We start from the raw sequence: 24,165 nt of genomic DNA on the forward strand, positions 1-24,165 counted from the left end.
CCAGACCTCCCCATAGCTGACGGATAGTCAGATCAAGCGCAGAGCGTAGGGCGCCGAAGCTTGTCGGTCCAGGGGTGGCGGGGCTAGCTTGTTTCTGACGATCCATCAGATCGGTGAATTGGGGAGACTGCTATGGAACTGGGACTGCCTCGGATCATCAGCGTCGACGACCACGTGATCGAGCCCGCGCACCTGTTCGACGTCTGGCTGCCCGCCAAGTACCGCGACCGCGGCCCCAAGGCGCTCACCGCCGGCATCGGCGAACTCGCCTACACCGGCGGCAAGTACGTCATCACCATGGACCCCGACGGCCCGCCGACCGACTGGTGGATCTACGAGGACCTGAAGTTCCCGTACAAGCGCAACATCGCCGCCGTCGGCTTCGACCGCGACGACATGACCCTGGAGGGCATCACCCGCGAGGAGATGCGCCGGGGCTGCTGGGACCCCGCGGCGCGCCTCGCCGACATGGACCTCAACCACGTCGAGGCCTCGCTCTGCTTCCCGACCTTCCCGCGCTTCTGCGGCCAGACCTTCGCAGAGGCCCATGACAAGGAGGTCGCCCTCGCCTGCGTGCGCGCCTACAACGACTGGATGGTCGAGGAATGGTGCGGCGACAGCGGCGGCCGGCTCATCCCGCTGTGCATCATTCCGCTCTGGGACATCGACCTCGCCGTCGCCGAGATCCGGCGCAACGCGGCCCGCGGGGTGAAGGCCGTGACCTTCTCCGAGATCCCCACCTACCTCGGGCTCCCCTCCATCCACTCCGGCTACTGGGACCCCTTCTTCGCCGTCTGCCAGGAGACCGGCACGGTGGTCAACATGCACATCGGGTCCAGCTCCCAGATGCCCGCCGCCTCCCCCGACGCACCCCCCGCCGTCCAGGCCTCGCTCAGCTTCAACAACGCGATGGCCTCGATGATGGACTTCCTCTTCAGCGGCGTCCTGGTGAAGTTCCCGACGCTCAAGCTCGCCTACAGCGAGGGCCAGATGGGCTGGATCCCCTACGCCCTGGAACGCGCCGACGACGTCTGGCAGGAGCACCGGGCCTGGGGCGGCGTCCGCGACCTGATCCCCGAGCCGCCGTCCACGTACTACTACCGGCAGATGTTCTGCTGTTTCTTCCGCGACAAGCACGGGATCGCCGCCCTCGACGTCGTCGGCCGCGACAACGCGACCTTCGAGACCGACTACCCGCACGTGGACTCGACCTTCCCGCACACCAAGGAGGTCGCCCTCGACCACGTGAAGGGCCTGGACGACGAGACGGTCTACAAGCTGATGCGCGGCAACGCCATCCGCATGCTCGGCCTCGACCTGGACAAGAGCCGCCGCTGATGGACCTGACCTACACCGAGGAGGAGCAGGACTTCCGGGCCCGGCTGCGCGCCTGGCTCGCCAAGGTGCTCCCCGAACTGCCCGCCAGACCGTCCCCCGACGACTGGCCGGGCCGGCGCGCGTACGACCTGGGCTGGCAGCGCCGGCTGTACGAGGCCGGGTACGCGGGCCTGCACTGGCCGGTGGACGCGGGCGGCCGCGGGGCCACCCCGACCCAGCACCTGATCTTCCTGGAGGAGACCGAGCGTGCCGGCGCCCCGTACGTCGGCGCGAACTTCGTCGGGCTGCTGCACGCCGGCCCGACGATCGCCGCCGAGGGCACGGCGCAGCAGCGGGCGCGCTGGCTGCCGCCCGTGCTGCGCGGCGACGAGGTGTGGTGCCAGGGGTTCAGCGAGCCGGACGCGGGCTCCGACCTGGCCTCCCTGCGGACGCGGGCCGTGCGCGACGGCGACGACTACGTGATCAGCGGGTCGAAGATCTGGACCTCGCACGCGGAGGTCGCCGACTGGTGCGAGCTGCTGGTGCGCACCGATCCCGGGGCGCCCAAACACCGGGGGATCTCCTGGCTGGCCCTGCCGATGGACGCGCCGGGGGTGAGCGTACGGCCGCTGCGCACGCTCGCCGGGTCGGCGGAGTTCGCGCAGGTGTTCCTCGACGAGGTGCGGGTCCCGGTGGCCAACCGGGTCGGCGCGGAGAACGACGGCTGGCGGGTCACCATGGTCACGCTGTCCTTCGAGCGGGGCACCGCCTTCGTCGGCGAGGTCGTCGCCTGCCGCCGGACCCTGGGGGAACTGGCCCGGACGGCGAAGGCCAACGGCCGGTGGGACGACCCGGTGCTGCGGCGCAGGCTGGGGCGGCTGTACGGGGAGTTCGGCGCGCTGTGGCGGCTCACCCAGTGGAACGTCAGCGAGGCCGAGCGGTCGGCGGGCGGGGTCCCCGGCATCGGCGGTTCCGTCTTCAAGCTCGCCTACTCGCACGCCCGCCAGGAGCTGTACGACACGGCGGCGGAGGTCCTGGGGGCCCGGTCCCTGTCCCTGGAGGAGGAGTGGACCCTGGACCGGCTCTCGTCCCTCTCGTACACGATCGCGGCGGGCACCTCCCAGATCCAGCGGAACATCGTCGCCGAGCGGATCCTCGGCCTCCCGAAGGGCCGGTGAGGGGCGTGGACTTCCAGCCGACCGAGGAGCAGGAGGACCTGCGGGCGGGCGTACGGGACCTGCTGGCGGGCCGGTACGGACGCGAGGCGCTGCGGGCGTCGGTGGACACGGGGGTGACGGTGGACCGCGCGCTGTGGCGGGAGCTGGGCGATGCGGGGTTCTTCGCGCTGCGCCTGCCGGAATCCGAGGGCGGTGTGGGCCTGGGGCTGCCCGAGGCGGTCCTGGTCTTCGAGGAGGCCGGCCGGGCGCTGGTGCCGGGGCCGCTGGTCGCCACGCACCTGGCCGCAGGGGTGGTCCCGGGGGCGGCGGCGGGGACGGCGGTGGTGAGCGCCTTCGACCTGGGCGGGCCGCTGGTGGCCCACCTCGCGGAGGCGGACGCGGTGCTGGGGGCGTCGGGGGTGCCGGCGGGTGAGCCGGTGCGTTCGGTGGACCCGCTGACCCCGCTGCACCGGGTCGCGGTGGCGGGCGACGCCACGGCGTACCGGGAAACGGGGGCGCTGCTGACGGCCGCGCTCCAGGTCGGGAGCGCGCTGCGGACGGTGGAGCTGGCGGTGCGGTACGCGGGTGAGCGCGAGCAGTTCGGGCAGCCGATCGGGGCGTTCCAGGCGGTCAAGCACCTGTGCGCGCGAATGCTGGTGCGCGCGGAGGTGGCCCGTACGGCGGTCTACGCGGCGGCGGTGACGGGGGACGCGGGCGAGGCGGCCGCGGCCAAGCTCCTCGCGGACGGGGCGGCGGTGCGGGGCGCCCGGGACTGCCTGCAGGTGCACGGCGGCATGGGCTTCACCTGGGAGGCGGACGTGCACCTGCACCTGAAGCGGGCCTGGGTGCGGGCCGAGCAGTGGCGGACGGTGGCGCAGGCGGAGGAGCTGCTGGCGCGGGAACTGGTGGACTCGGAGGAGGGGGCCGGGCGGCTGGGGTAGGTGGGGCGGGCGGGGTAGGAGGCCCGTCGGCCGGAGGTTTCGGCGGGCGTTGCTCACGGTGACCTGCAGGCACGGCAGCAACGGCGCGGGACGCATTTCCGATTACAGAGAGTTGATATCGGTTTGTGTCCTTCGCCCGACTCATTGCGCCCCGGAAGCGGGGGCCTGCTCCGGTACGCTCCCACGAATGCGAGCGGTTGAGCGGCGCGAGCGTCGCACAGTATGCACCACGCCCACTCCTTCGCGCGGGAATATGCCCGAAGCGCTTGTTGTGGTGACTGTACGTCAACCATGCTGCTACGGAAGGGGATCACAGTCGGTGGTCCCGTCCTGTCGCGAGGCGAAGTGTCCGCCGGTTCGGATGGTGTGAGCGGTGCAGGTGCTTCAGGTTCAGCTGGAGGTCGGTGCGGATCCCGCCGAGGTCGGCCGGGCCCGCCGGTGGGCGCGTTCCCGGTTGGCGGGGTCGGGCATAGGGGACGACGAGCCGCTCGCCGAGACGTTGATCCTGCTGATCTCCGAGCTCGTCACGAACGCGGTCGTGCACACGGGCTGTCCGGCCGTGCTGCGCATGCTGTTCGGGGGGCCGGGGGTGCGGGTCGAGGTGGCCGACGCGAGCGATCGGGCGCCGAACCGCCGGCAGGCGTGCGGGGAGGACACGGGCGGGCGCGGCCTGGAGCTGGTCGACGGGCTGGCTGACCGCTGGGGCTGGCAGCGCGAGGGCGCGGGCAAACGGATCTGGTGCGAGATCGACCGCGCGCAGAAATCCACCTCGGACTGCGCGTCCGAGAGGCCCGCGGACGGCCCGTCGGAAATTCATACTCCGCCGCGGGAACCGCGCGTGTACCTCTAACGAGGTGTTGACGGTTCGTCACGTCTTGATCACCCTGGTGTGGAGCGATTCGACGCGAGGGGACGCCAAGGGCAGGCCTTGACGAGTGCGGGTCGTGGGGTGGCGGCTGCCGTGCCGCGCTCGGGGCGTGCATGCGCGCCGCCGCCACCCGAAGAACCCGCCGGGCCGGGCTGATCGAGCAGCCCGGCCCGATCGGTCACAGGCTCGCGAGGAGGTCGTCGAGCGGGTCCGGTGCCCGGTCGGCTTCGAGGGCCTCGACGAGGAGGCGCCCGTAGCGGATCTTGCGCCCCTTCTTCGTGCCGAAGAAGCGCCGCAACTGCTGCTGCCGGGGCCGACCGTGTTGGGCGGGCTGGCGCACGAAGGTCTCCCAGGAGCGGAGGTCGCCCTCGACCCGGAAGACCTCCTCGATCCTCGCGGTGCCCAGCGCGCGGATGAGTTCGTCCTCCAGGTCCGCCACGCACACGAAGAAGCCCTGCCGCGGCGCCCCGGCCCGTTCCAGCGCCCGGTCGTAGAAGGGTTGCTCGCGCTCGTCGCACAGTCCCGTCAGGCGCAGGCCGAGGCCGGGCGGTCCCAGGAGGTCGGTGTACCGGGCCACGCTCATCGCCCCGCCCATCGGTACGACGCACACGCCCTCGGCGGCGAGGTCGCGGCCGCGCCGCTCGGCGAGCGCCTCGACGGCCGCCAGGTCGCTGGGGCCTTCCAGCAGCACCGCCGTCCGCACGTCCAGGTGGGCGGCCAGCTCGCGCGCGTCCCGGCCGGTACCGCCGCTCGCCCAGTCGTCGACCGCTTCCCGGAACGCCCGCATGTCCGCCATGGGGCGAGTCTGCGCCTTCGCCGGCGCGGGGGCGCGGCATTTTCGGCGGCGGTCGACAGCTGACGGCCGACAGGTGACCGCCGACAGCCGACCGCCCGCCGTCCCGGGCGGCGTGCCGGGGCGGCGGGCGGTCGCGTCTTTCGGGGCGTCTCAGCCGTCGGTGCAGATCACGTCGTACGGGCGGCCGACCGCGATGGTCAGCTTGATCGGGTCGGTGGTGCCGGAGGGGCACTCGGCCTGCGTCTTGACGAGGCCGAGGACCTTCTGGGCGCCCGAGCCGCCGCAGGCGACCTCCTTGGCCTGGGAGGTCACGCAGTCGCCCTTCACCAGCTGGCCGCCGCCGGCGCCGGCGTCGCCGGGGTGGTCGCCCGAGAGGTTGCGGCCGCAGACCGTGTTGGTGGGGATGCCGCTGCCCTTGCCGCCGTAGGAGATGCTCACGTCGATCATCAGGTCCGTGCCGGGCGGGCACTGGACCCCGCCCGGGAAGATGCTGGCTTCCTTGATGTCGATGGCCTTGAAGGTCGCCCCGGAGTCGGAGCAGCCCTGCCGCTTGTACCCGTCGGGTGCCTTGGCCGGGTCGGGGCCGCCGCAGTCGCCGACCTTCCAGGCGCTGGAGGTGTCGGAGGAGGACTCGGGGGATCCGGGGTCCTTGGCGGTGGGCTTGGCGGAGGGGGAGGCCGAGGGGGACGCCGACGGCTTTCCGTCGTCCTTGCGGGACTGCATGAAGAAGTAGCCGCCGACGACGAGCACGGCGAGCACGATGACGGCGACGACGTTGCCGCCCGAGCGGCGTCTGGGGGCGGGTGGCGGCGTTACCTGGTACGGGTTGGCCATGATGCGGGCTTCTCCTGCGGGGAACGTGGCGGGGACGGGGTGTGACGCACGCGAACGGTGACGCGTCATGTACACCTCATGGTTCCACTCCGGCGGCCTGCGGGTGGCCGGATTCTTCGGGTCCGCCCCCTGCCCCGCCGGGCTCAGAGGACGGCCACCGGGGCCACGGGGGTACCGGTGCCGCCGACGAACGGTTCCGGCATCGCGGAGAGGAGGAACGCGTACCGGTTCTCTTCTGCACAGGCTGTGGACAACTTTTCGAGGTTCCAGTTCTGGCCCTGGTGCATGCCCATCTCGACCAGGTCGAGGGCGTGCACGGGCAGCCACAGGTTCTCGATCTCCGGCGGGAAGATCTCGAAGGTCAGGGTGTCGTTCGCGACGGCCGCCACGTCCCGCGCGTGGAACCACTCGGGCGTGCGGATCGACAGCCCGGGCGAGGGGAAGCCGTAGCCGTGCTTGTCACCCGCCAGGTAGACCTGGATCTGACCGGTGCGGACCAGGACGACGTCCCCGGGGCGGACGGTGACCCCGCCGAACTCCGCGGCTTCGTCGAGGTCCCCGGGGGTCACCGCGTGGTCGCCCGGCAGCCGGTCCAGCCCCTTCGCGCGCGCCACGTCGAGGAGCACCCCGCGCGAGACGATGTGGCCGGCCTTGTCTATGCCGCTGAACTCGGCGCGGCCGTGCGCAGTGATGGTGCCGGCCGGGCGGCCGTTGTAGATCTTCCCCGAGTGCGAGACGTGGGTGAGGGCGTCCCAGTGGGTGCCCGCCTGGAGGCCCATGCTCACGGCGTCGTCGCTGCACGCCACCGTGCCGGGGCCGAAGAGCTCCTGGTTGATCTGCACCATCGTGTGGAGCGGGTTGATCCGGCCGGGGATCATGCCGACCTGGACCCCGTCCTCCTTGAGCGGGAGGGCGAGCGGGATCCGGCGGCCGGTACGGATCTGTGCCGCGGCGCCCCGGACCACCTCGTCGGTGATCAGGTTCAGGGTGCCGATCTCGTCGTCGGCGCCCCAGCGCCCCCAGTTGTTGACGCGCTTGGCGATGTCGTGGAACTCGGCGGGCAGGGTCATGGGCGTCGACAGCTCCTTGCGTGGATGCGGCGGTTACGGCAACAACGAGGGCTTGTGCAGGTGCATCTGACTACCCATAGAATCTAACGGTCCGTCAGAAATCGCGGGAAGGGGCCGGGCGTGGGGAACTTCTTGGCAGGCAAGGTCGTCGCCGTCACCGGCGCCGGCCGGGGCATCGGGCGGGCCGTGGCACTCGCCGCGGCCGCCGAGGGCGCCAAGGTCGTCGTCAACGACTACGGGGTCGGGATCGAGGGCGCGGAGCCCACCAGCGAGATCGCCGAGGCCGTGGTGAAGGAGATCACCGAGCTCGGCGGGGAGGCCGTCGCCGTCGCCGACGACATCTCCACCATGGCGGGCGGCCAGCGCCTCGTCGACACCGCACTCGCGCGGTACGGCCACATCGACGGGGTCGTCTGCGTGGCCGGCATCCTGCGCGAACGGATGCTGTTCAACATGTCCGAAGAGGAGTGGGACCCGGTCGTCGCCACCCACCTCAAGGGCACCTTCACCGTCTTCCGCGCTGCCTCCGCCGTCATGCGCAGGCAGGGCACGGGCACCCTGATCGGCTTCACCAGCGGCAACCACCAGGGCTCCGTCGCCCAGGCCAACTACAGCGCCGCCAAGGGCGGGATCATCTCGCTCGTCCGCTCCGCCGCGCTGGGCCTGGCCAAGTACGGGGTCACGGCCAACGCTGTCGCCCCCGTCGCCCGCACCCGCATGTCCGCGGGGGTCCCCATGGAACTCAAGGAGATCGGCGAGCCCGAGGACGTGGCGGCGCTGGTCACCTACCTGCTCAGCGACCAGGCCAGGGCCGAGGACATCACCGGGCAGGTCTACACGATCGCCGGCCCGAAGATCGCCGTCTGGGCGCAGCCGCGCGAACTGCGCGCCGGATACGCCGAAGGCTCCTGGACACCGGAGAAGATCGCCGACTTCCTGCCCGGCACGGTGGGCACCGACCCGATGCCGATGCTCGCGCAACTGGAGGCCATGGCCAAGGCGGCGGCAGCCAAGGACCGCCCCAACGCGTAGGACCGACCGACCGGACAGGAGCAGGGGGAGCGGCGTGGACTTCAGCTTCGGGGCCGAGGACGAGGAGCTGCGCGGGCGCGCCCGCGCGTGGCTGGCCGAGCACCTCGTGGGCCCGTACGCGCAAGCCCTCGGCCTCGGCGGGCCAGGCAGCGAGCACGAGGGGGCCGGAATCCGGCGGGCGTGGGAGCGCGAGCTCGGCCGGGGCGGCTGGATCGGGCAGGGCTGGGAGGCCGACGGGTGGGGAAACCGGCGGCTGTCCCTGACCGGCCAGGTGGTGTGGGCCGAGGAGTACGCGGCCCTGCGCGCGCCCGGCCGGGTCGGCCACATCGGCGAGAACCTCCTCGCCCCGACGCTCATCGCCCACGGGTCGCCCGAGCAGCAGGACCGTTTCCTGCCCGGCATCGCGCGGGGCGAGGAGCTGTGGTGCCAGGGCTACAGCGAGCCGGGCGCCGGGTCCGACCTCGCGGGCATCCGTACGGCCGCGGTACGGGACGCGGCCGACGGGCGGTACCGGGTGACGGGCCAGAAGATCTGGACCTCGCTGGCCCGGGACGCCGACTGGTGCTTCGTGCTCGCCCGCACCGAGCCCGGCTCGCGCAGGCACCGGGGGCTGTCGTTCCTGCTGGTCCGCATGGACCAACCCGGCCGCGTCGAGGTCCGGCCGATCCGGCAGATGTCGGGCACGAGCGAGTTCAACGAGGTGTTCTTCGACGGGGCGGTCGCGGCCGAGGTCGTCGGCGCCGAGGGCGACGGCTGGAGGGTGGCCATGGGCCTGCTCGCCCTGGAGCGCGGCGTCTCGACCCTGGTCCAGCAGATCGGCTTCGCGGCCGAACTGGAGCGCGTCCTGGCCGCGTACGCGGCGCGGGTCGCAGCCGGCGCCGGGGACCCCGTCCTGCGGGAGCGGCTGGTCCGGCAGTGGGCCGAGCTGCGCACGATGCGGTGGAACGCGCTGCGCACCCTCGGCTCGGGCTCGGGCTCGGGCTCGGGCGCGGGCGCGGGCTCGGGCGGCGGCGCGGGCTCGGGCGGCGGCGCGGGCGGCGCGGGCGCGCCCAGCGTGGCCAAGCTGCTGTGGGGAGGCTGGCACCGGCGGCTCGGGGAGCTGGCGGTGGAGGTCCGCGGCGCGGCGGCCACGGCCGGGCCGGCCGCCTGGACGCCCGGGCTCCCGTACGAACGCGGACTCGACGAGGAACAGCGCCTGTTCTTGTTCACCCGCGCCGACACCATCTACGGCGGCTCGGACGAGATCCAGCGGAACATCATCGCCGAGCGCGTGCTCGGCCTGCCTAAGGAGTCCGGTTGAGAGGCGTCGTGTTCGACGGCAAGCAGGCTCAGGTGGTCGACGACCTGGAGATCCGGGACCCGGGGCCGGGGGAGGTGCTGGTCGCGATCGGCGCGGCCGGGCTGTGCCACAGCGATCTGTCGGTGATCGACGGGACGATCCCCTTCCCCCCGCCGGTGGTGCTCGGGCACGAGGGCGCGGGGGTCGTGGAGGCGGTGGGCCCGGGCGTCACCCACGTGGTGCCGGGTGATCACGTGGCGCTGTCCACCCTGGCCAACTGCGGGGCGTGCGCGGACTGCGACCGGGGCCGGCCGACGATGTGCCGCAAGGCGATCGGGATGCCGGGCCAGCCGTTCTCGCGGGGCGGGACGCCGCTGTTCCAGTTCGCCTCCAACTCGGCCTTCGCCGAGCGCACGCTGGTCAAGGCCGTGCAGGCAGTGAAGATCCCGACCGACATCCCGCTGACCTCGGCGGCGCTCATCGGCTGCGGGGTCCTCACCGGAGTGGGGGCGGTACTGAACCGGGCGCGGGTGGACCGCGGCGAGAGCGTGGTCGTCATAGGCACCGGCGGCATCGGGCTGAACGTGCTGCAAGGGGCCCGGATCGCGGGCGCCACGACGATCGTGGCGGTGGACGCGAACCCGGCGAAGGAGGCGGTGGCCGGGCAGTTCGGCGCCACGCACTTCATCGACGCGTCCGCCGTCGCCGACTCCTCGGCGGCGGTCCGCGAGATCCTGCCGACCGGCGCCGACCACGCCTTCGAGTGCGTGGGCAACGTCAAGCTGATCCGTCAGGCGATCGACCTCCTCGACCGGCACGGGCAGGCGGTCCTGCTGGGGGTGCCCGGCTTCCGCGAGGAGGCGTCGTTCCTCGTGTCGTCCATGTACCTGGACAAGACGATCATGGGCTGCCGGTACGGGTCCTCGCGCCCGCAGCGCGACATCGCGCTCTATGCCGAGCTCTACCGGCAGGGCAGGCTGCTGCTGGACGAACTGGTGACGGAGGTCTACCCGGTCGAGGACTTCGCCGAGGCCGTGGACGACGCCCACCACGGGCGGGTGGCCAGGGGCGTGCTCACCTTCTGACCCGGCGCCGCCGGTCCCCGGAAATGGCTCGGCTCCTGCGCCGGCGGGTGCGAACCCGCCGGCGCAGGAGCCGTCCACCGTGTCACCGTCAGTCGAGGACGTCCGGGATCGGGTCGGTGTTGCCGCGCTGCAGTGCCGCCCCGGAGCCGGCACTCGAACCGAGCGCCCAGTCCATGAGCTTCATCGAGTCCGCGTAGCGCTCCTCGTCGTTCAGCAGGACGCCGATGACGGTCTTGCCGTTGCGGGTCGCGGAGTAGACGAGGCACTTGCCCGCGGCGGAGCCGGTGCCGGTCTTGACGCCGATCGCACCCGGGTACGCGTAGCCGGTGGGACGCTCCCTGATCAGCAGGTTGCTGTTGCCCCACGTGGCGTCGGTCGAAGTGCCGCCCGTGCTGTAGGTCTTCGCGCCCACGATCTTCGGGAAGGTCACGCCCGACATCGCGTACTTGGTGAGCTTCGCCAGGTCGCGCGCGGTGGTGACGTTCTTGCCGGTCGGCGAGATGCCGTCGAAGGAGTCGTAGACCGTCTTGGTCATGCCCAGCGACTTCGCCTTGGCGTTCATCTGCGCGATGAAGTCCGCCGTGCGGGCCTGCGTGGTCGCGCCCTTGCCGAAGGTGTCGGCGAGCGCGTAGGCCGCGTCGCAGCCCGACGGGAGCATCAGCCCGTACAGCAGCTGGCGGACCGTCGGGGTGGAACCCACCTTCAGGTGGGCGGAGCTCGCGCCCTCGCGGGCGACGTAGTCCAGGTACTCCTGCTTGATGGTGATCTTCTGGTCGTAGTTCAGGTTGGGCGTGCGCATCACGACCTGGGCGGTCATGATCTTCGTGGTGCTCGCCCCCTGCCGCTGGGTGTCGGCGTCCTTGCTGGCGAGCGTGGCCCCGCTGGTGCCGTCGATCAGGATCGAGCCGGCGGCCGTGACGGGAGGTGCGGCGACCGGAGCCGCCGACGAGGACGGCGTGGCGGCCACCAGGAGGGCTCCGGTGGCGACCGTGACGGCAACGGCGCCGCGCGTGCGGCGCATCAGGTTCAGTATCAAATCAAATCCCCGCGTATCCGAAGAATTCCGAAGGGGTTGGAACACCGAGGTGCTCCAGCCCCTGGGGAGCTTACGCAGCGGACGGGCGCGGGGACATCGAACTGCCGCAGGAAGACCGGCGGGCCGGCCCGTCGGCTCGTTTCGCCGATTCGGTTCGCCGACCCGGTCCGTCAGTCGGCGAGGCGTCCGAAGCGACCCTTGTGGAAGAGGAGCGGTTCGCCCTCGCCGGCCGCACCCATGGCCACCACCCGCCCCACGACGATGAGGTGGTCCCCGCCGGTGTGGACGGCCTGGATGCGGCAGTCGATCCAGGCGGGCACGGCGTCGAGCTGCGGCGATCCCGTGACGGGGGCGGGCGTGTGGGTCACCCCGGCGAACTTGTCCGCGCCGCTGACGGCGAAGGACCGGCACAACTCGCCCTGTTCGGCACCGAGGATGTTGACGCAGAACACCCCGGCGCGGGCGATCCGCGGCCAGGTGGTCGACGTACGGGCCACCATGAAGGTGACCAGGGGCGGGTCGAGGGACAGCGAGGCGAACGACTGGCAGGCGAAGCCGGCCGGGCCCTGAGCGTCCTCGCCGGGCGGTGCCGTGATGACGGTGACCCCGCTGGCGAAGTTCCCCAATACGGCCCGGAACTCGGCGGGGGACACCGGCGCGCGCTCGTCCTCGCCGACCGCGCGCAGGTCGGGACGCGGCAGGGCGTCGACGGACCCGGCTTCCCGCTGCGCCGAGGCGGAGGTGGGGGAGCCCACTGACCTGAGGTATCGGACGACGGTGGCCGCCATCCCTGCGTGTCCCATCACACTCACGATTGAAGCTGACGATGCGTCAGATAGGAAGGGTGGTGCGGGATCCGGCCTTGTTTGAACATGTTCAAGTCGGGTGTATGGTGGGGTCGAAGGGCCATTGAACGCGTTCAAGTGAGTTGAGTTGAGGTGGGTGTCGTGGCGGGGAGGGCATGCGAGCCGGGTGTGGAACGCCCCTCGTGGTGGGCGTCGGCGCCCGGAGCCGAGGCCGTGTTCGCCGTGGAGATGATCGTCGGCCTGACCGTCTGGGTCGCCGTGCCGGACTCCGGTGACACCTATGGCCAAACGGTATGGGCGCTTGCGGTCGTCTTCCTGTTCCTGGTGCTGAGCGTGCTCGCCCCCGTGGTGTTCCTGGGCCTCGGCCTCCTGCACGCCCTGGTCTTCACCCGGCCGGCCCTCGCCCTCGCCCGCAGGACCGGCCGCGCCGCAGCCGCGGTGGCCTGGCTCTGCTCGGTGTCAGCGGTGTCCGCCCTGCTCGCCCGGTTCGCCGGAGCCCCGTACCTCGAGGCCCTGGCCTGGATCGCGGGCATCGGTGTGCCGCCCCTGCTGGTGGCCCACCTGGCGCACCGGTCGGGAACGCGGCCCGGCACGCTGGTGGCGAGGGCGGGCATCGCCACTCCCGTACTCGTCCTCGTGGCAGCCGCGGTCGTGGCGGCCATGAGCGACGCCGGAGCCTTCAAGACCTACGAGCCACCGACCCTGGTCCGCGCCCAGTACGTCGGCGAGTGGCGCGGGGACGACGGCGACGGGGCGGTCCGGCTGTACGAGGGCGGCGACGCAGCGGTCGAACGCGTGGCGGTGCACCACTTCGACGGTTCCGTCACGTACTGCACTGCCACCGGCACCTGGACGGAACGCGCAGACGATCCCCGAACCGGGACGCGGGCAGGGGTGGAGATCGACGTGAGCCACTGCTCCGGATGGGAGAAGACCTGGCAGGTGACCGGCACCGCGGCGCGTCCGGCACTGTTCCACCTGGTCGGCGACCCGGACGCCGGGGACGTACGGATCCTGCGCCGCACCGGCACGGTGGTGACGCCCCCACACGGGTGAAACCGGCCGGCCGGGCGGCTCCGCGGGCCCCGGCGCGGGTGGAGGCTCGGCATCGTGGCAGCGACCTCGTACCGCCGCCGTACTCCCGGGAGGACCCATGCTCGGCACCGACTTCACCACCGGATCACCCAACTGGCTCGACCTCGGCAGCCCCGACACCGCGGCGGCCGCCGCGTTCTACGGCGCCGTCCTCGGCTGGGAGTTCGTCTCCGCCGGACCGGAGGCGGGCGGGTACGGGTTCTTCCAGGTGGACGGCAAGACCGTCGCCGCACTCGGGCCGCTCACCGAGGAGGGGGCCGGCTCCGCCTGGATGCAGCACTTCATGACCCCCGACATCCAGGCCACCGCCACGGCCGTCACCGCCGGCGGCGGCACGGTCCGGATGGAACCCATGGACGTCATGGGGGAGGGCTGGCTGGCCCAGTTCACCGACCCGCAGGGCGCCGAGTTCGCCTGCTGGCAGCCCGGGAACACCGCCGGGCTCCAGCTGACCTCCGCCGACAACTCGCTGGTGTGGACGGAGCTCCACGTGCCGGACCCCGTCGCCGACATCTCCTTCTACGCCGGGCTGTTCGGCTGGCGCAGCGCCGAGATGCCCGCACCCGGAATGACGTACCGGGTGCTGAGCACCGCCGACGGTGACCAGCAGGACGCCTCCTTCGGCGGGGTCGCCCCCTTCCTGGGGGAGGGCGGGGAGGAGCATGCGCGCTGGGTGCCGTACTTCGCTTCGGCGGACGTCGACGCCACCGTCGCGGCGGCCAGGGCGGGCGGCGGGACGGTGGTCATGCCGGCCACCGACCTCCCCGAGGTCGGCCGGATCGCCTGGCTGGCCGACCCGGCCGGAGCGGTGTTCGCGCTGCTCAAGCCCGACCCGCGGATGTAGTGCGCCGTCGCGCGCGCCGGGGCGCCGGGGTCAACGGCCGAGGTACTTGGGCGTACGGCGCTCCACGAAGCTCGCCACGCCCTCGTTGGCGTCGGCGGTCGTCATGTTGATCTCCTGAGCGGTGGCTTCGGCGGCCAGCGCGGCCGCCCGGTCGCCGTCCAGGGAGGCATTGACCAGCTGCTTGGTCATGGCCAGGGCCCGGGTGGGCCCCTGGGCGAGCCGCTCCGCCCACTCCCGTGCCGTCGCCTCCAACTCCTCGGCCGGAACCACCCGGTTGACCAGGCCCAGGCGCTCGGCTTCGGAGGCCGGTACGGCGTCGCCGAAGAACATCAGCTCCTTGGCCTTCTGCGGGCCCACCAGCCGGGGCAGCAGGTACGCTCCCCCGCCGTCGGGAACCAGGCCGCGACGGACGAACACCTCGATGAACCGGGCCCCTTCGGCGGCGATCACGAGGTCGCACGCGAGGGCGAGGTGGGCTCCGATGCCGGCGGCCGTGCCGTTGACGGCGGCGAGGACGGGCTTCTCGCAGTCGAGGACGGCGGTGATCAGGCGCTGCGCGCCGAGGCGGATCATCCGGGCGACGTCGCCGGCGATGCGTTCCCCACCGGCAGCGGGGCCGCCGCGCAGGTCGGCGCCCGCGCAGAAGCCCTTGCCGGTGGCGGTGACGACGACGGCCCGCACGGCCGGGTCGGTGGAGGCCTCGGCGAGCAGCGCGACGACGCGCTCGCGCTGGTCCCAGGTGACGGCGTTCATCGCCCCGGGGCGGTTGAGGGTGATCCACGAGACGTTGCTCTCGATGCGGTGGAGGACTTCGTCCTCGGGGGCGGCGGTCATGGGCCTGGCTCCCTTCGTGGTCGGTGGTTGCGGCCGTGGCCGGGTGCCGTGGCCGGGTGCCGGTCGCCGCTGCGCGGAGCCTGCCCCGCCCCGGACCCCGTACGTGCGCTTCGCGCCCGTGCCCTCAAACGCCGGGCGGGCTGGATCCTTCAGCCTCGCCGGCGATTGAGGCGCGGGTCCGGGCGGAGCCCGGGAAACGGCTCGCGGGGCCGGCGCAGCGTCAGCGGCAGATGGCGAGGGCGTCCAGGGCCACCGCCCCCTGCCCCCGGGGGAGGACCATCAGGGGGTTGATGTCCAGCTCGGACAGCTCGTCGCCCAGTTCGAGGGCCATCCGCTGGATCCGCAGGACGACCTCCACCAGGGCGTCCACATCGGCCGGGGGCGCCCCCCGTACGCCCTCCAGCAGCGCGTGCCCGCGCAGCTCCCTCAGCATCGCCCGCGCCTGGTCCTCGCCGAACGGCGGCACGCGGACCGCCGCGTCGTGCAGGACCTCCACCAGGACCCCGCCCAACCCGACGGTGACGGTGGGGCCGAAGAGGTCGTCCTGGGTCACGCCGACGACCATTTCCACGCCCCGCTCCACCATCTGGCACACCAGGATCCCGTCGAGCGGCACGTTCTCGTAGCGCGCGATGTCGGTCAGCTCCCGGTACGCGTCACGGATCTGGCTCGCCGAGGTCAGACCGATCTTCACCAGGCCGAGTTCCGTCTTGTGGCCCAGCTGCGGACCCGAGGCCTTCATCACCACCGGGTAGCCGACCAGCCCGGCGGCGCGGACGGCCGCCGCCGCGCTGGTCACCAGCTGCTCGCGGGGGACCCGTATCCCGTAGGCGCGCAGGAGCTGCTTCGCCGCGTGCTCGCTGAGCTGCTGGGACGGCCGCATGAGGGCCTGTGCCTTGCGGTACGAGGGCGAGGGCGTGCGCGGTGCGTCCTCGAAGGGGGAGCGGTAGCGGGCGGTGAAGCGGTGGTGGCCGAGGTAGGCGCGTACGGCGGTGATGCAGTTGCCGAAGGTACGGAAGGTGGCCACGCGGGAGGAGCCGAGGAGGGTGGTGCGGTAGGCGTCCTCGGTGCCGACGGGGGAGCCCCAGATCACGCAGATCAGCTTGTCGCTCTGCTCGGCGGCGTCCACCAGGTCCTGGGCGAGCTTGTCGCTCATGGGCGGGAAGGGGCCGGTGATCGGGCAGATCAGGACCCCGACGGCGGGGTCGGCGAGGATCGCGTCGATGATCTTGCGGCCGCGCCAGTCGCCGACCGGGTGGCCGCCGTTGTCGACGGGGTTGGCGACGTTCAGGTACTCGGGGATCCACTGGTGGAGCTCGTCCTGCTTGGCCTGCGAGAGGGCGGGCAGGGTCAGGCCCGCCTCCGTGGCCAGGTCGGAGAAGTGGGCCCCGGTGCCGCCGGAGATGGAGTAGACGACGACCCCGTCCGCCGTGGGCCTGCGGGCCCGGGCGAGCAGTGCGGCGGTGTCCTGGAGTTCGTCGAGGCCGTCGACGCGGATGACGCCGAACTGGCGCATGGCGGCGTCCACGACGGTGTCGGCGCCGGTCAGCTTCCCGGTGTGGGAGGCCGCCGTGCGGGCGCCGGTCTCGGTGCGGCCCACCTTGACGGCCACGACGGGGACGCCGTTGCGCGCGGCGTGGTCGGCGGCGAGCAGGAAGGACCGGCCGTCCTTGAGGCCCTCCACGTAGCAGGCGATGGCCCCGACTTCGGGCTGCTCGGCGAAGTAGGAGATGAAGTCGGAGGTCTCCAGGTCCGCCTCGTTGCCGGTGGGTGCCCAGTGGGAGAGCCGGATGCCCAGCTCCTGGAGGGTGTAGACGGGTCGGCCCTGGTGGCCGGACTGGGTGATGAGGGCGATGGCCGGGCCGTCGAGGTCCTCGCGGAACTCCTGGAAGGCGTTGAGGTTGGTGTTCGGGCCGAGCAGGCGCAGGCCGGAGCCCCGGACGGCGGCGCCGAGCCGTTCTTGGGCGGCGGCTCCCGCGTCGCCGGTCTCGGCGAAGCCGGAGGCGAAGGCGACCGCGAACTTGACCTTGGTCTCGGCCAGTTCCTGGATGACGGGGAGCGGGTCGGCGACGAGGAGGACGGCGAGGTCCACCTGTTCGGGCAGGTCGGCCACGGAGGCGTGACAGGTCAGCCCGAAGACGGTGGGGCGGGTGGGGTGCACGGGGTGGATCCGGGCGCCGACGCGCTCCGCCCAGGCGATGAGCTGGCGGGTGATGCCGGTGTTCGGCCGGCCCTCCGCGTCGGAGGCGCCGATGACGGCCACGGATTCGGGTCGGAAGAACCGGTCCAGGTCGGGGACCTCGGCGTGCAGCGGTCGTCCGCTGACGTCCAGGGGGACCGCGTCGTCGGCGGAGGGGGCCGCCGACGAATGGACGGCGGTCCTGGGAGACTCCCCGCAGGCCTCGACACGTGCGCGGAAGTCGGTGGTGAGGGTGCCGTGAGTAGATCCAAGCATCGTTGCCGCCCGCTCCTGCTCGATGAACCTCGATGGAACTCGATAACTGACGTGTAGTCAGATTACTGAACTGACGTGCCGTCAGGAACAGGGCTGCGCAGGAAAGGTGTGGAGGTGGTGTGTTGAATCCTCCCCTCCCTGAAGGGGGGGATTCTTCACCCTCCAGGGCTGATCGGGGATTTCTGGCTCAGGCAGCCACCCGGGGCAGCGCCCCAGGCGGTCTTACGCCCTCGGCACCAGCCGGGTTGAGACCAGCCCGGACCAGCATCACGCGGGCGGAGTTCTTGTCCCTGGGGGACACGGCTCCGCACACGGTGCAGGCATAGGTTCGTTCCGAGAGGGGGAGTGCGTGCTTGGTTCTCGCTCCGCACTGCGCGCAATCCATGGTGGTGTGCGCGGGGTGTACTAGGTGCACGGCACGGCCGTGCTTTCGGCCCATCTCGACCAGGGCCGTCTTCGTCGCGGAGATCGCCGCGTCGGCCGCCTTCCGCGCCATGGTGGACTTGGCGAGGAACTTCGGGCGGAAGTCCTCCACCGCCAGGGCGTCGTGGTTGCGGACCACACGCTTGGCCCATTTACGGCCGGTGTCCTGGCGCTGCCGGGCCACCTTCTTGTACAGCTTCGCGACTCGCCTCTTCGCCCGCTCGTAGCCCTTCGAGCAGGGCTTGCCCTTCTTCGGTTTTCGGCGGGCCATCATCCGCTGGTAGCGCGCGAGGCCGACGGCGGCCTTCTTGCCGTGCTCGGAGTGCGGGAGGTCGTGGGCATCGCTGGTGGTGGTCGCGGTCTCCTTCACACCCCAGTCGATACCGATCACCGCGCCGGTTTCCGCAAGCGGCTCGACCTCGGCGGGGACGACGAACGAGCAGTACCAGTGCCCGAGACTGTCCCGGTAGACACGCACGGAGGTCGGGTCGGCAGGGAGGCCGCGCGACCACACGACCGTCAGGGCGATCCCGCCCGCCAGGTGCAGATTCCCGTCCTTCAACCGAAAACCGCGCCGGGTGTAGTTGAGGGACGGCAGCGCCTCCCGCTTCTTCTTCCACTTCGGCATCCCGGCCCGACGCGCCATGGGCAGCCGTGCGCGGATGTCCTTCTGCGCCCTGGCCTTGGACTTGCCGAAGTCCCGGATCAACTGCTGCTGCGGAACCGAGGATCCATCCCGAAGCCAGGTGTTCTTTGAAGCTGCGCCATCTTGAAGTGGCTGGTCAGGGTGCTGGTGTGATGTCGTTTCGGGGTGCTCGTGCTGGTCGTGGGCGGCAGTCTGGGGTGTAGATCGTCTGGCAGGAGTGGGTTTGTGGATTCCCGTCCGTCGTCGCGGGTGCCGCTCCTACGCTCCGGCCCATGATGGATCCCGAGGTGTTGGAGCGGATCGCCGCGCGGCGTGCGGAGCTGTCGGAGGTGCGAGCTGAGCGCGATGAGCTGGCCGTGGCCGAGCGGGTGTGGCAGCGGATGAGCGAGCAGCTCGCCGACGAGCGCACGGAGGCCGGGTCGCCGGTGGTCCAGGTGGCAGGTCGGGCGGTGCGGCTGGTCCCGGACCATGGTCCGGGGGTGGCTGAGTCCGCACTGCCGGCGGAGTATCAGCGCATCCTGACCGCGGTGCGGCAGGCCGCCGGCCCGGTCTCCACCCGGCAGCTCGGCAAGTTGCTGGGCTTGGACACCGGGGTACGGGGCAAGCTGGAGCCGTTGCGCGGGAAGCTCACGAAGCTGGCCGACCGCGGCTGGCTGCACAAACGACCCGATGGGAAGTTCACCACCCGCCCGTGAACGGTCCGCACGGAGATCGGGGCGTAACCAAGGTGCCCCCGGCGGCTGTTGGAATTGTATGACGAAAACCAAAGAGCACGCTGGGGACACTGTGTCCCTCGTCTACCAGTGCCGCCTGCCGCTGTCCACGCACACCCTGAACTACCTCTCCGACCTGCTGCGACGCCATCTCAAAGCGATACGGTCGAGGTGGCGGGCGCTGCCGCCCGGGAGGATCGCGGTGATCGTCTTGGCTGTGCTGCGGCACGATCAGCGCCTGGCCGACATGGCCGGCGGCAACGACATCTCCGCCACCACCATCCGGTGCTGGCGCGACGAGCTGATCCACCTGCTGGCCGCGAAGGCCCCTCGCCTGGACCGCGCCCTGAAGAAGATCGCCCGGCAGGGCGGCGAGGTCGTCCTGATCGACGGCACCCTCATCCCCACCCAGCGCCGTACCGGAGAGGCGAACCGACCAAATTACTCCGGCAAGCATCGCCGCCACGGCCTGCACGTCCTCGCGCTGACCGACGAGCGGGGCCGTCTGGTGTGGATATCGGCCGCCCGGCCCGGCCGCACCCACGACATCACCGCCGCCCGCCGCGACCGCATCCTGGCCCACCTGCGTGCTGCCGGCCTCGGCGCCCTGGCAGACCTCGGCTTCCTCGGCCTGGACGATCCCGTGGTCGTCACCGGCTTCAAGGCCACCCGCGCCCGCAAGCTCACCCCCGCCGAGAAGGAGGCCAACCGGGTCCTGGCCGCCGGACGCGTCCCCGTCGAACGCGGCTTTGCCCACCTGAAGAACTGGCGGATCCTCACCAAGCTCCGTACTGACCCCGCCCGCGCCACCCACCTGTTTCGCGCGCTGCTCGTCTTGACGAACATCGAGGCCACTACAGACAATTGATCTCTACCGCGGGCCTGCCGCCCCGCGCACCGGCGTTGGTACAGTCCGCGATCATGGCGAGAAACACCTGGCTGACCAGGACTTCGGGTGGGGGCGCGCTGCTGTTCGCAGTGCTGGCGATCTGGACACTGCTGCTGCGGGCGGGTATGTCCGCGTACCGGCCGGACGTGGCCGTACTCGGGGCCGTGGCTCTGGTCCTGGGCGCCGTATGGGTGTGGTCGGGTTCCCGGCCGGTCCGCGTTGCGGCCCCTCAGCAGGCCGATCCCACGCCACCGCCCGCACACCTGCCCGTCGAGCCGCAGTGGATCCGCCGCATCACACCGTGGCTGCTGGGCGTGGCCGTGATACTGCCCGCCCTGTCCGTGGCGACCGAGCTGGCGATCCGGCCGGACGGCGACGACCTCAGGCGCATCGCCGCGATACAGAAGGCCGGCGCCGAAACCGCCGAGGGCACGATCGTCGACGTTCACCGGCTGACGAGAGACGACCCGAAAGTCGCGATGTCCAGCGGTGACGTGACGGTCGAAGTCCCCGTCCTCGCCCCGGACGGTCACCGGGTCACCGGGCGGGTCGCGGTGCTCAACGGCCACTTCGGGATGCGGGGAGGGGGGAGCAGGCGCAGCTCGCCCAGACCCGTGATCGTCCTGTACGCCCCCTCGGCACCCGAACTCGGCGGCGTGGTGGACTACTCCGGCCAGATCGGCCGGTACGCGGAGACGGACTCCCCGTTCGCGCTCTCCCTGCCGCCCTATCTCACGGTGGCCGCCTTCGTTCCCGGCGGCCTCCTGCTGTACATCTGGGTGCTGCGCGTGACCTGGTACGCCCCGAAGGCCGACGCCGCCGCTCGGACCCTCCGCGAGGACGCGGCCGGCGGATCGGCCCTGCCCGCCGTCCGTGCACGGATCACCTCGGCCCGGCGCGGCGACCACGTGTCGCTCGGCGACGTCGACGGCACCGTCCGCGTGACCTCGGACCACAAGCTGCGCTTCGCACTGGAGGACGGCTCCGAGGTACTGGCCGCCAACCGCGGCGGCCCGCCCCACGCGCTCGCCCTGCTCGCGGCCACCATGGGCGAACGGCCGGGCTGGCTGTGCGGCGCCCGCAACTGGCGCCTGATCAGGAACAACCAGCCGGTCGTCTTCGTCACCGACGAAGGCGAGGCGGCGTGGCTGGAACTGGACCGCGCCGACTTCGAGCGAATCCTCGCCCCCGCGACCCCCGTACAGCCCGACCCAAATCGCCGTACCGTCCTCGCCCCCACCCCCACCACCGTGCTGCCGGGCGCCCACTGGCCCTGGCTCGGCGGCCTGCTACTGTCCTATGCCCTCGCCACCTACGTCCTGATGGTCCCGATGTCCTGGGGCGCCGCACTGTCCACGACCGCAGCCGCCGCAACCACCGCCGTCGCCGCCTTCGTCTTCCTGGCCCGCCGCCGAGCGGCCCTCACGGACCGCCTGGGCCACTGGGAAGTCCACGAAACCCGCGACCCGGAACTGGGCCCGGCCTAGTACTGAGTGAGGTTCACCGGGTTGCCGTCGGGGTCTTGGATGTGGGCGACGCGCTGTCCCCACGGCATGTCGTTGGGGCCGCTGCGGACCGAGCCGCCCAGCGCCTCCACCCGGCCGAGCGTCTCGTCGACATCGTCGACACCGATGCTGAGCAGGATCCGCGACGCCGCCCCGGTCCCCAGGTTCGCCTTGGCCACCAGCCCGAGGTCGGTGTCGCCGATGCGCAAGCCGAGGTAGAAGGCCGGGCCTTCCGCCAGTACCCGGAAGATCTCCTCAGCGCCGAACAATTTCGTATAGAAGCCGAGCAGAACGTCCTGGTTGGCAGTAAAGATCACTGGCTGGATGGTGGACATGGTACTCCTGCCGAGAACGGTCGTGTTGGCTACATAGGTGAGAACCAGGTTCTGGCACAGATCTTGGGGAGTCGTCGCGGAGCGTTACCCCGTTGTTCGATTGCGAGGAGACGCTTCGCGTGAGACCGCGTACGCCTTGGCATCCCTCGATCAGAATTGACGCTCCCTCAGGTGCCTGCCTGCCGCTGCTGCGCTCGGTTGTGGGCGGTGATGGTGCTGGTCATGCAGACCGATGCACCGTTCTGGGACTCGCTGGTGTTCGACGGGATCGACGATGTGGACGTCGAGGCGGTGACGGCCGCGTTCGGCACAGTCGAGGTGATGGCGAGAGGCCGCGCGGTGGGGGCGGCATGTCCGGACTGTGGTCGCTTCTCGGACCGAGTCCACGACCGGTACCAACGCAGGCTGAAAGACCTTCCGCTCGCTGAACGGGGCTTCGTGATCCTGCTGACGGTCCGGCGCTTCATCTGCGGAGCGGCGGACTGCCCGCGCCGGACGTTCGCCGAGCCGTTCTCACGGCTGGCCGTCCCTCACGCACGGTTTACAACGCGGCTCAACCGCGCCCTGGAGCGGGTGGGGCTCGCGCTGGCCGGGCGGGCCGGGGCCCGGCTGGCCGCCCAGCACGCCGCGTGTGCTGGGCGTGGACGACTTCGCGATCCGTCGCGGCCAGACCTACTCCACCGTCTTGACCAGCGTCGAAGACCATCGCGTGGTCGATGTGCTCCCGACCCGCGAAGCCGGGCCACTGGCCGCCTGGCTGATCCAGCACCCAGGCGTGGAGATCATCTGCCGGGACCGAGCTGGCGCATACGCCGAGGGCGCCCGCCGCGGCGCCCCCGGCGCTCTGCAGGGCGCCGACCGGTTCCATCTGTGGCAGGGCCTCGGCCGAGCCGTTGAGACCTGCGTCGCCGCCCACCGCGACTGCCTGCGCAGCCCGTCGCCCACCGGCACACTGCCAGGCGCGACCCGTCCCGACCCCGCTCGGCCGCAGGACGACTCGGCACCTGTCGGCCGGCGGGCCGAACGGAAGAAGGCAGCACACGCCCTGGTCCACGAGCTCCTCGCCCAAGGCCACTCACGCCGGGCGATTGCTCGGCACCTGGGCTGGGGTCTCAACACCGTGCTCCGGTACGCGAACGCCGCACGCTGGCAGGACACCTTTCGCGAGAACCGGCCCCGGTCCAGCAAGCTGGACCCCTACAAGCCCTACCTGGAGCGGCGATTCGCCGAGGGATGCACCAGCGTCACCCGACTGCACGGCGAACTCATTGCCGCCAACGCGCCCGTCACCTACCAGATGGTCCGCGCCCACATCGCGACCCTCCGCAGGACTCCGGCCGACGCGGCACCGCGGCCGCCGTCGGTGCGGCAGGTGACCGGCTGGCTCACTCGCCACCCCACCGCCCTGACCGAAGATGACCGCGCCGGACTGAAGGGCATCCTTGCCCGCTGCCCTGAACTTGACACGGCCTCCAGGCATGTCCTCGAGTTCGGCGAGATCCTCACCGGACGCCTCGGCGCCACACTCCCCACCTGGATCGATGCCGTCGACGCCAGCCAGCTACCCGGCCTCACCGGCTTCGCACTCCATCTGCTCCGAGACCTCGACGCAGTGACAGCCGGTCTCACTCTCAACTGGAGCTCCGGCAGTATCGAGGGAGCCGTCAACCGCATCAAGAAGATCAAGCGGCAGCTCTATGGCCGCGCCGGATTCGAACTTCTCCGAAAGATGATCCTGCTCCAGTAGCACTACGAGACGCTCCCCAAGAGCTGCGCGAGAACCGAGAAGTACTGCGCAGGTCAGATACCTTGCAGACATGACCAGAGTGTTGCCTACTGACGTTGCTCACGTACTGGACACCGTTTTGAGCATGGTGGTGGACCCAGGTCTCGCGCTGCATCGGCAGATGCGGCATCTCCGACTGGAGAAGTGCTGTGCGTGCGGCTGCGGTTCGACGTACTTCAGTCTCGATGCGGACGGTGTTTCACCTGCACCCGCGCTTACGGGCACGCAGGTGGTGGCCGACATGGAACTGTTCGGCGCGGACGGAGAGACCGCCGGCGAGGTTCTGGTGTTCGCCGAGGACGGGTATCTGGCGTGGCTTGAGGTCTGCTCTTGGAGCGAAGACACCTTCACACTGATCGACGCACACCGGATCCTGTGCCCATGCGATCGATGAGTGCCGGATGAGCGACTGAGCTTGT

23 protein-coding genes and 1 pseudogene are annotated in these 24,165 nt (G+C 71.4%); 15 read left to right on the plus strand and 9 right to left on the minus strand.

Annotated elements, in window-relative coordinates:
• Positions 1-132 precede the first annotated feature (132 nt).
• The 4 genes from OG207_RS24530 (at position 133) to OG207_RS24545 (ending at position 4,265) form a co-directional block, all read left to right on the plus strand.
• A complete protein-coding gene (locus OG207_RS24530; RefSeq protein WP_329100847.1) occupies positions 133-1,338 on the plus strand; it encodes an amidohydrolase family protein in 1,206 nt (401 codons plus the stop codon).
• Positions 1,338-2,495, plus strand: coding sequence for an acyl-CoA dehydrogenase (locus tag OG207_RS24535; protein WP_329100849.1), 1,158 nt, complete (start codon positions 1,338-1,340; stop codon positions 2,493-2,495). The genes OG207_RS24530 and OG207_RS24535 overlap by 1 nt, the downstream gene beginning before the upstream one ends.
• A gap of 5 nt (positions 2,496-2,500) precedes the next feature.
• A complete protein-coding gene (locus OG207_RS24540; RefSeq protein WP_329100851.1) occupies positions 2,501-3,415 on the plus strand; it encodes an acyl-CoA dehydrogenase family protein in 915 nt (304 codons plus the stop codon).
• Between the two features lie 373 nt (positions 3,416-3,788).
• On the plus strand, positions 3,789-4,265 hold the full coding sequence (locus tag OG207_RS24545) for an ATP-binding protein (protein WP_329100853.1): 477 nt from the start codon (positions 3,789-3,791) through the stop codon (positions 4,263-4,265).
• Between the two features lie 196 nt (positions 4,266-4,461).
• On the opposite strand, the gene OG207_RS24550 is transcribed toward OG207_RS24545, so the two are convergent.
• The 3 genes from OG207_RS24550 to OG207_RS24560 form a co-directional block, all read right to left on the minus strand.
• Positions 4,462-5,079 (minus strand): TOPRIM nucleotidyl transferase/hydrolase domain-containing protein, encoded by a 618-nt coding sequence (locus OG207_RS24550; RefSeq protein WP_329100855.1) that lies wholly within the window; start codon positions 5,077-5,079, stop codon positions 4,462-4,464.
• A 150-nt stretch (positions 5,080-5,229) separates the two neighbouring features.
• On the minus strand, positions 5,230-5,913 hold the full coding sequence (locus OG207_RS24555; protein ID WP_329100856.1) for a hypothetical protein: 684 nt from the start codon (positions 5,911-5,913) through the stop codon (positions 5,230-5,232).
• Positions 5,914-6,056: 143 nt separating this feature from the next.
• On the minus strand, positions 6,057-6,983 hold the full coding sequence (locus tag OG207_RS24560) for a cyclase family protein (RefSeq protein WP_329100858.1): 927 nt from the start codon (positions 6,981-6,983) through the stop codon (positions 6,057-6,059).
• Between the two features lie 120 nt (positions 6,984-7,103).
• Here OG207_RS24560 and OG207_RS24565 point away from each other — a divergent pair, with 120 nt between their 5' ends.
• The 3 genes from OG207_RS24565 to OG207_RS24575 are packed head-to-tail and all read left to right on the plus strand — an operon-like array spanning position 7,104 to position 10,379.
• Positions 7,104-8,015 carry an SDR family oxidoreductase gene (locus OG207_RS24565; protein ID WP_329100860.1) on the plus strand — a complete coding sequence of 304 codons (912 nt, stop codon included), beginning with the start codon at positions 7,104-7,106 and terminating at the stop codon, positions 8,013-8,015.
• A 34-nt stretch (positions 8,016-8,049) separates the two neighbouring features.
• A complete protein-coding gene (locus OG207_RS24570; RefSeq protein WP_329100862.1) occupies positions 8,050-9,315 on the plus strand; it encodes an acyl-CoA dehydrogenase family protein in 1,266 nt (421 codons plus the stop codon).
• Positions 9,312-10,379 carry a Zn-dependent alcohol dehydrogenase gene (locus OG207_RS24575; RefSeq protein ID WP_329100864.1) on the plus strand — a complete coding sequence of 356 codons (1,068 nt, stop codon included), beginning with the start codon at positions 9,312-9,314 and terminating at the stop codon, positions 10,377-10,379. The genes OG207_RS24570 and OG207_RS24575 overlap by 4 nt, the downstream gene beginning before the upstream one ends.
• An 88-nt stretch (positions 10,380-10,467) precedes the next feature.
• Here the strand turns inward: OG207_RS24575 and OG207_RS24580 are convergent, their stop codons facing one another.
• On the minus strand, positions 10,468-11,400 hold the full coding sequence (locus OG207_RS24580; RefSeq protein ID WP_329100866.1) for a D-alanyl-D-alanine carboxypeptidase family protein: 933 nt from the start codon (positions 11,398-11,400) through the stop codon (positions 10,468-10,470).
• 185 nt (positions 11,401-11,585) lie between these two features.
• Positions 11,586-12,203 carry a flavin reductase family protein gene (locus OG207_RS24585; protein WP_329107839.1) on the minus strand — a complete coding sequence of 206 codons (618 nt, stop codon included), beginning with the start codon at positions 12,201-12,203 and terminating at the stop codon, positions 11,586-11,588.
• Positions 12,204-12,362: 159 nt separating this feature from the next.
• Here OG207_RS24585 and OG207_RS24590 point away from each other — a divergent pair, with 159 nt between their 5' ends.
• Positions 12,363-13,277 (plus strand): hypothetical protein, encoded by a 915-nt coding sequence (locus OG207_RS24590; RefSeq protein WP_329100867.1) that lies wholly within the window; start codon positions 12,363-12,365, stop codon positions 13,275-13,277.
• Between the two features lie 97 nt (positions 13,278-13,374).
• Positions 13,375-14,160, plus strand: a complete 786-nt coding sequence (locus OG207_RS24595) for a VOC family protein (RefSeq protein WP_329100869.1) — start codon at positions 13,375-13,377, stop codon at positions 14,158-14,160.
• Positions 14,161-14,190: 30 nt separating this feature from the next.
• Here the strand turns inward: OG207_RS24595 and OG207_RS24600 are convergent, their stop codons facing one another.
• The 3 genes from OG207_RS24600 to OG207_RS24610 form a co-directional block, all read right to left on the minus strand.
• Positions 14,191-14,994: an enoyl-CoA hydratase/isomerase family protein gene (locus tag OG207_RS24600; protein WP_329100871.1), complete on the minus strand. Its 804-nt coding sequence runs from the start codon at positions 14,992-14,994 to the stop codon at positions 14,191-14,193.
• A gap of 220 nt (positions 14,995-15,214) precedes the next feature.
• Positions 15,215-17,449 carry an acetate--CoA ligase family protein gene (locus OG207_RS24605; RefSeq protein WP_329100873.1) on the minus strand — a complete coding sequence of 745 codons (2,235 nt, stop codon included), beginning with the start codon at positions 17,447-17,449 and terminating at the stop codon, positions 15,215-15,217.
• Positions 17,450-17,636: 187 nt separating this feature from the next.
• Positions 17,637-18,749: an RNA-guided endonuclease InsQ/TnpB family protein gene (locus OG207_RS24610; RefSeq protein ID WP_402696969.1), complete on the minus strand. Its 1,113-nt coding sequence runs from the start codon at positions 18,747-18,749 to the stop codon at positions 17,637-17,639.
• 41 nt (positions 18,750-18,790) lie between these two features.
• Here OG207_RS24610 and OG207_RS24615 point away from each other — a divergent pair, with 41 nt between their 5' ends.
• Genes OG207_RS24615 through OG207_RS24625 form a run of 3 tightly spaced genes read left to right on the plus strand, consistent with a single transcriptional unit; the run spans position 18,791 to position 21,607 of the window.
• Positions 18,791-19,213, plus strand: a complete 423-nt coding sequence (locus OG207_RS24615) for a hypothetical protein (protein WP_329100875.1) — start codon at positions 18,791-18,793, stop codon at positions 19,211-19,213.
• A 58-nt stretch (positions 19,214-19,271) separates the two neighbouring features.
• Positions 19,272-20,099: a transposase family protein gene (locus tag OG207_RS24620; protein ID WP_329100876.1), complete on the plus strand. Its 828-nt coding sequence runs from the start codon at positions 19,272-19,274 to the stop codon at positions 20,097-20,099.
• Between the two features lie 53 nt (positions 20,100-20,152).
• Positions 20,153-21,607, plus strand: coding sequence for a hypothetical protein (locus OG207_RS24625; protein WP_329100878.1), 1,455 nt, complete (start codon positions 20,153-20,155; stop codon positions 21,605-21,607).
• Here OG207_RS24625 and OG207_RS24630 read toward each other — a convergent pair.
• Positions 21,604-21,960, minus strand: coding sequence for a VOC family protein (locus OG207_RS24630; RefSeq protein WP_329100881.1), 357 nt, complete (start codon positions 21,958-21,960; stop codon positions 21,604-21,606). The two genes, OG207_RS24625 and OG207_RS24630, sit on opposite strands and share 4 nt — an antisense overlap.
• A 321-nt stretch (positions 21,961-22,281) precedes the next feature.
• Here OG207_RS24630 and OG207_RS24635 point away from each other — a divergent pair.
• The 3 genes and pseudogenes from OG207_RS24635 to OG207_RS24645 all read left to right on the plus strand — a co-directional run.
• Positions 22,282-22,371 (plus strand): annotated as a pseudogene (locus OG207_RS24635) (hypothetical protein); the annotation flags it as partial.
• A 220-nt stretch (positions 22,372-22,591) separates the two neighbouring features.
• Positions 22,592-23,707 (plus strand): transposase, encoded by a 1,116-nt coding sequence (locus OG207_RS24640; RefSeq protein WP_329100883.1) that lies wholly within the window; start codon positions 22,592-22,594, stop codon positions 23,705-23,707.
• A 70-nt stretch (positions 23,708-23,777) separates the two neighbouring features.
• Positions 23,778-24,140 carry a hypothetical protein gene (locus OG207_RS24645; RefSeq protein ID WP_327380642.1) on the plus strand — a complete coding sequence of 121 codons (363 nt, stop codon included), beginning with the start codon at positions 23,778-23,780 and terminating at the stop codon, positions 24,138-24,140.
• Positions 24,141-24,165 lie beyond the last annotated feature (25 nt).

Source organism: Streptomyces sp. NBC_01439, from assembly GCF_036227605.1.
Classification (GTDB): domain Bacteria; phylum Actinomycetota; class Actinomycetes; order Streptomycetales; family Streptomycetaceae; genus Streptomyces.